This window comes from Streptomyces sp. NPDC056373, assembly GCF_042262425.1.
Lineage (GTDB): Bacteria > Actinomycetota > Actinomycetes > Streptomycetales > Streptomycetaceae > Streptomyces.
This window is the reverse complement of the sequence record NZ_JBHJPX010000003.1, coordinates 506,895-513,542: the sequence shown is the minus strand read 5'-3', so window position 1 is coordinate 513,542 and position 6,648 is coordinate 506,895. Positions and strand designations below refer to the sequence as shown.

The 6,648-nt window shown below is 72.1% G+C and carries 6 protein-coding genes; 5 read left to right on the top strand and 1 reads right to left on the bottom strand.

Annotated features, from left to right (window positions below; all coding sequences use genetic code 11):
- Positions 1-163 precede the first annotated feature (163 nt).
- Complete coding sequence (locus tag ACFCXS_RS09110; RefSeq protein ID WP_376642401.1) at positions 164-745, bottom strand: biotin transporter BioY; 582 nt, start codon at positions 743-745, stop codon at positions 164-166.
- A 476-nt stretch (positions 746-1,221) separates the two neighbouring features.
- Between ACFCXS_RS09110 and ACFCXS_RS09105 the strand changes: the two genes are divergently transcribed.
- From ACFCXS_RS09105 to ACFCXS_RS09085, 5 genes are all read left to right on the top strand, one after another.
- A complete protein-coding gene (locus ACFCXS_RS09105) occupies positions 1,222-2,421 on the top strand; it encodes an ROK family protein (RefSeq protein WP_376642400.1) in 1,200 nt (399 codons plus the stop codon).
- Positions 2,422-2,652: 231 nt separating this feature from the next.
- Positions 2,653-3,708, top strand: coding sequence for an ABC transporter substrate-binding protein (locus tag ACFCXS_RS09100; protein ID WP_376642399.1), 1,056 nt, complete (start codon positions 2,653-2,655; stop codon positions 3,706-3,708).
- Positions 3,705-4,568 (top strand): ABC transporter permease, encoded by an 864-nt coding sequence (locus tag ACFCXS_RS09095; protein WP_376642398.1) that lies wholly within the window; start codon positions 3,705-3,707, stop codon positions 4,566-4,568. The genes ACFCXS_RS09100 and ACFCXS_RS09095 overlap by 4 nt, the downstream gene beginning before the upstream one ends.
- Complete coding sequence (locus ACFCXS_RS09090; protein WP_376642397.1) at positions 4,544-5,278, top strand: ABC transporter ATP-binding protein; 735 nt, start codon at positions 4,544-4,546, stop codon at positions 5,276-5,278. Before ACFCXS_RS09095 ends, ACFCXS_RS09090 begins: the two co-directional genes overlap by 25 nt.
- Positions 5,275-6,618, top strand: coding sequence for an LLM class flavin-dependent oxidoreductase (locus ACFCXS_RS09085; protein WP_376642396.1), 1,344 nt, complete (start codon positions 5,275-5,277; stop codon positions 6,616-6,618). The genes ACFCXS_RS09090 and ACFCXS_RS09085 overlap by 4 nt, the downstream gene beginning before the upstream one ends.
- Positions 6,619-6,648 lie beyond the last annotated feature (30 nt).

Genomic DNA, 6,648 nt, shown 5'->3' with positions numbered 1-6,648 from the left:
TTATACTTCCCCGCGGCGGGGGGGCTTTTTTGGTGGGGGGCGCGGGGGGGGGGCGGGGGGCCCGTGTCGGGCTCAGGGGGCGCCCGCCGGCGTCGGGTTTCCCCGGCCGCGCCCGGGGGGGGCCCGGGCCCCCCCGGCGGGCCTCTCGGTGACGACCGAGGTGTCAGCGCTTGTTCGCGAACTTCCAGGCCGTCGGCAGGACGCCCATCGCCAGCGCCGCCTTCAGCGCGTCGCCGATGAGGAACGGCGTGAGGCCGGCCGCGATCGCGGCGGTGGCGGACATGCCGGTGGCGAGGGCCAGGTAGGGCACGCCGACGGCGTAGATGATCGCCTCGCCCACCAGCATCGTGCCGGCCGTGCGCAGCACCGAGCGGTCGGCGCCGCGGCGGGCCAGGGCGCCGACGACGGTGGAGGCGAGGATCATGCCGAGGATGTAGCCGAAGGAGGGGGCGACACCCGAGGTGCCCTGCGCGAACCACGGCACGCCCGCGATGCCCGCCACGGCGTACAGCGCGAGCGCGAGGAAGCCGCGGCCTGCGCCGAGGGAGGTGCCGACGAGCAGCGCGGCGAAGGTCTGGCCGGTCACCGGCACCGGGGATCCCGGGACGGGCACGGAGATCTGGGCGGCGAGGCCGGTGAGCGCGGCGCCGCCGAGCACGAGGGCCGCGTCCCGGACTCGGGAGGCAGGGAGCAGGTCGGCGAGGACCTGTCCGGTGCTGGACGGTGTGGCGGCAGCGGTGCTCATGGGGACTCCGCGAGGGTGAGGGCCGGTGGGACACCGTGACGCTATCCCAGCGCCCTCGTCCCGATCACCGTCAGCCGTCCACAAAGGCGTGGACCGGCCGTTGGTCGGCTTCGGACAAAGGGTGCCGGTTACACCGACGTCGGCGTGACGCCGGTCACGGTGATGAGATGGTGCACGCCACGGAGGCCGGGTCGGAGGCGTCTGTAGGTTTCCGCCAAAGCCACCCACGCCACCCGAGCCGCCGGACCCGCCGGCTGCGCCGTCTCGCCCGTCGGTCGCCGTCTGGGCAGCCCGGGGCCGTTTTGCTAGCGTCGCGGACATGGTTGCCCAGGCCCGGTACTTCTCGTCGCGTCGCTATGTCGACCTGCGACGCCAGGGCACGGCCACCTGTCGCCGCCCTCGGTGAGGCGGGGCGGAGGGATCCGGCTCGCCGATCGAAACGGCGCAGTGTCGGACCGGCCTCCAGGAAGATTCCCATGCCCCGTACCGCGGCTCCCCTTCTGACGTCCCCCATTCCCCGTGTCGCGGACAGCGACCGGCGCCGCACCAGCGCGAGCGTCGTCCTGCGGTCCGTGCTGGAGCACGGGCCGGTCGCGCGCAGCACCATCGCCCGGCTGACCGGTCTGTCGCCGGCGTCGGTGACCGACTACTGCGCCCGCTTCGCCGAGTTGGGCCTCATCCGCGAGTCCGCCGCGCCGCGGCGCCCCAAGGGCGTGGGCCGGCCGCATCTGCCGGTCGATCTGGACGACTCCCGGTTCGTGGTGGGCGGTGTGCACGTGGCGGTGCCGTACACCACGGTCGCGCTGCTGGACCTGCGCGGGCGGGTGGTGGCCCGCAGCGAGGTGAAGCACGGGGGCACCGAGCCCGCGCGGGTGCTGGACCGGGCGGCCGACGCGCTGGCGGCGCTGCTCGCCGGGGCTCCCCGCAGCAGGGTGCTGGGAATCGGGTTCGCGGCGGGCGGCTGGGTGGACCGGGACTCGGGCACCGTCGTGGAGCATGGCCTGCTCGGCTGGCGCGAGGTGCAGGTGCGGAAGGTGCTCGGGGCGCGTACCGGGCTGCCGGTGCATGTGGACGGGCACGCGCGGGCGTTGGTGAACGCGGAGCGGCTGTTCGGGCGGGCGCGGGGCAGCGGCAGCGTGCTGCATCTGTTCGCGGGCAATGTGGTCGACGCCGCGTTCGCCACGCATGACGAGGTGCACCACGGGCCGCGCTCACAGGCGGGGGCGATCGCCCATCTGCCGGTGCCGGGCGGCACGGAGCCCTGCGCGTGCGGCCGCGTGGGCTGCCTCCAGGTCGAGCTGAGCGAGCGGACGCTGTGCCGGCAGGCCCGGGAGGCGGGGGTCGTCGACGGGGTGAACCCGATGCACGTGGTCTCCGCCGCGGCGGCCGGTGACGCGGTGGCCGGGCGGCTGCTGCGGGAGCGGTCGCGGCGGGTGGGCCGTGCGGTCGGGCTGCTGCAGGACGTGCTCAACCCCGAGCGGGTGGTCGTGACGGAGATCGGGGCCATGCACCGGGCGGACTGTCTCGCCGCGCTGCGGGAAGAGGTCGGAGCGGATCGCGCGGCGACCGTCTCACCGATCAGTTTCACGGATTCCGTACTGGCCGTGGCCGGCGGTTCGGTGGCGCTCGACGTTCTCTACCGGAATCCGCTGGCCGCGTCACCTGAGGCTATTTAATTCAGAAACTCGGAATGTTGACAGGGCGGGCTGCTGACCAGGAACATCCTGTTCATGACCCCGCTCACGAGCTGTCGCACTCTCTGTTGCTGACCCGTTGACGCGCCCAGGCGCCCGTTCGCGGAGCGCCTTCTTCTTCCCCGTGTGAAATTCACGTGAATTCCCCTGCCCGGCTTTTCCTGTCCGGAATTCCGCGTGCGGTGCCGCCTTCCATACCCAGGGAGTCCTCCCATGCCCTCTCCTCCCCTGCCCGGTCTCGACCGGCGTCTGTTCCTGACCTCGCTGCTCGGCGTGACGGCCGCGGCGGCCGGACTGAGCGGCTGCGCGGACAGCAGTGCCGCCGCCGAAGAAGCCTCCGACGCTCCCCTCGCCTCCAAGGTGCCCGCCGGTACGAGCCTGAAGATCGCCTCGTACCAGAACGCGCAGCAACTCCAGTTCAAGCTGGCCGGGTTCCGGGACCTGCCGTTCAAGGTGGCCGACTGGCTGAACATCGGCGCGGGCCCCGACGTCATCAACGCCTTCCGCTCGAAGTCCCTGGAGGTGGCCAACAACGCGGGCATTCCGCCGATCCAGGCGCACTACCAGGGCTTCGACGCGAAGATCGTGGCGATCAACATCACCCGGAAGCCCAACTACCTGTTCGCCACCAAGCCGGGCAGCGACATCCGTACGGTCGCCGGTTTCAAGGGCAAGCGGCTCGCCTTCTCCCAGGGCCAGGCGCAGGGCGTGGTCCTGCTGCGGGCGCTGAAGAAGGCCGGGCTGGCGTACGACGACGTGGAGCTGGTGCCGCTGACCAGCAACCAGTTCCTCACCGCCCTGCAGTCCGGGCAGGTGGACATCGCCCCGCTCGCCAACACCCAGGCTCCCGCGTATCTCGCGCAGTACAAGTCGGCACGCACCATCACCACGGACGTGGTGGACCTGCTCAACCTGCTGTGGGCGCCGGTCTCGGTGCTGAACGACAAGGCGAAGGCCGCCGCGATCGCCGCGTACGTCCCGTACTGGGCGAAGAGCCAGGTGTGGACCTACGAGCACCCCGACGAGTGGAACGAGCAGTTCTACGTCGGGACGCAGAACCTGACGCTCGCGCAGGCGAAGGCCGTCACCGCGTTGGCCAACAAGCCGCTGTTCCCGCCCCGCTGGGACGAGGCCATCGCATGGGAGCAGGAGACCGCCGATCTGCTCGCGGAGGGCGGCTTCGTGAAGAAGTTCGACGTCTCCGAGCTCTTCGACCACCGCTTCGAGTCCCTCGCGGCCAAGGCCGTGCCCGCGGAGTACCGGAGGTGACCGCCGTGACCACGACCACGCACACGAGCGCGAAGGCTCCCGCGGTGCTCGCCCCGGTGGAGGGGACGCACCAGGTGCGCAGGCGCCGGCGGCTGGCTCCCGGCAAGCGGCTGCCCGCCACCCGGCTCGTCGGACCGGCCGCCCTCCTCGCGCTGTGGAGCACCGCCTCCGCCGCCGGTCTGCTCGACCCGGGGGCGATCCCGGCCCCGTGGACGGTGCTGGAGACGGGCAGCCGGCTGTGGAGCGCGGGCACGCTGCCGGACGACATCCTGACCTCGCTGCAGCGCGCGGCCACCGGTTTCTCGATCGGTCTGGCCGTGGGGATCCTCCTCGCACTGGCGTCGGGACTCACCCGGACCGGCGAGGCCCTGATCGACGGGACGGTCAACCTCAACCGGGCGATCCCCACCCTCGGTCTGATCCCGCTGTTCATCCTGTGGCTGGGCATCGGGGAGACCTTCAAGATCGCCATCATCGCGATCGTCGTCTACATACCGATCTACCTGAACACGCACGCCGCGCTGTCGGGCATCGACAGCCGCTTCGTCGAACTCGCCGAGGTCCAGGGACTGTCGAGGTACCGGTTCATCCGGCAGGTCGTCGTCCCCGGTGCCCTGCCCGGTTTCTTCGTCGGGCTGCGGCTCGGCGTCACCGGCTCCTGGCTGGGCCTGGTGGTGCTGGAGCAGATCAACGCCACCAGCGGACTCGGCTACATGATGTTCCAGGCGCAGAACTACGGCCAGACGGACGTCATCCTCGTCGGCCTGGTCGTCTACGGCATCTTCGGCCTCATCTCCGACAGCGCGGTCCGTCTCGTCGAACGGAGGGTGCTGTCATGGCGCCGCACACTGAGCAGCTGACCCGGCCCGCCGTCCAACTGCGCGGCCTGACCCGGTCGTTCGACGGGCGCACGGTCCTCGACGGCATCGACCTCGACCTGCCCGCCGGGCAGCTGACGGCCCTGCTCGGGCACAGCGGCTCCGGCAAGAGCACGCTGCTGCGGGCGATCGCCGGGCTCGACCACGGCGTCACCGGCTCCGGGCAGCTCACCGCGCCCGAGCGGGTGTCGGTGGTCTTCCAGGACTCCCGGCTGCTGCCCTGGCGGCGGGTCCTCGACAACGTGCTGCTCGGCGCGGAGGGCAAGGACGCCGGGCGCAAGGGCCGTGAGGCGCTGGAAGAGGTGGGCCTGAAGGGCCGCGAGCGGGCCTGGCCGGGCCAGCTGTCCGGCGGGGAGGCCCAGCGCGCCGCCCTGGCCCGGTCGCTCGTACGGGAGCCCGAACTGCTGCTGGCCGACGAGCCGTTCGGGGCGCTGGACGCGCTCACCCGGATCCGGATGCACGGTCTGCTCCGGGAGCTGTGGGAACGCCACCGGCCCTCGGTGCTGCTGGTCACCCATGACGTGGACGAGGCGATCGTGCTCGCCGACCGGGTGCTCGTCCTGGAGAAGGGCCGGATCGGCCTCGACCTCACCATCGACCGCGCGCACCCGCGGTCGTACCGCGACCCCTTGCTCGGCGAATACCGGGAGCGGCTGCTGGCCGCTCTCGGTGTCACGGAGGACCACCGATGACCCGCAGACAGCTCCACCTCAACGCGTTCCTGATGAACACCGGTCACCACGAGGCGTCGTGGCGGTTGCCGGAGAGCGACCCGTACGCGCATGTGGACCTGGCCCACTACGTACGGCTCGCCCGCATCGCCGAGCGCGGCACCTTCGACTCGCTGTTCCTCGCCGACGGCCCGCAGCTGTGGAACAGCGTGCAGCAGCGGCCCGCCGGGGCGCTGGAGCCGATCACGCTGCTGACCGCCCTGGCGACGGCGACCGAGCACATCGGCCTGATCGCCACGGCCTCCACGTCGTACAACTCGCCGTACAACCTGGCCCGGAAGTTCGCCACACTGGACCATCTCAGCGGCGGCCGGGCGGGCTGGAACATCGTGACGACCGCCGGTGCGGAGGCCGCCCGCAACTTCGGTCTGGACGCCGAGCCCGCGCACGCCGAGCGGTACGCGCGGGCCGCCGAATTCCTCGACGTGGCGCTGAAGCTGTGGGACAGCTGGGAGGACGACACGATCGTCGCCGACAAGGCGGCGGGCGTGTGGGGCGACGACGCCAAGATCCACCCGCCCCGGCACCAGGGCCGGTACTTCAGCGTCGAGGGCGCGCTCAACGTGCCGCGCACGCCCCAGGGTTACCCCCTGCTCGTGCAGGCCGGCTCCTCCGAGGACGGCAAACGCTTCGCCGCGCGGTACGCGGAGGCCGTCTTCACCGCCCAGCAGACCGTCGAGGACGCGCGGGCCTTCTACGCCGACCTCAAGTCCCGGACCGTCGCGGCGGGCCGGGACGCCGAGCACATCAAGGTGCTGCCGGGCATCGTCCCGGTGATCGGCTCCACGGAGGCCGAGGCGCTGGCGAACGAGCGGCTCCTGGAGGACCACATCGTGCACACGCACGGCGTGGACCGTCTGGAGCGGCTGCTGCAGCTCGACCCCGGCACCCTGGAGCTGGACGGCCCGCTGCCCTCCGACCTGCCGCCGGAGAGCGCCATCGAGGGCGCGAAGAGCCGCTACACGCTCGTCGTGGAGCTGGCCCGGCGCGACCGGCTCACCGTGCGGCAGCTGATCGGGCGGCTCGGCGGCGGACGTGGGCACCTCACCTTCGCCGGGACGCCCGAGCAGGTCGCGGACACCATCGAGCTGTGGTTCGAGTCGGGCGCCGCGGACGGCTTCAACATCATGCCCGCGGTGCTGCCGTCCGGCCTGGAGGCCTTCGTCGACCACGTCGTCCCGATCCTGCGTGCCCGCGGGCTGCTCCGCACCGGGTACGGCAGCGCCCGCCGCACCCTGCGGGAGCGCTACGGCCTCCCGCGCCCCGCCAACCAGCACGTCATCACTCCCGCCCTCGTCTGATCCCCCTCTCGATCCCTCTCTCGATCCCCC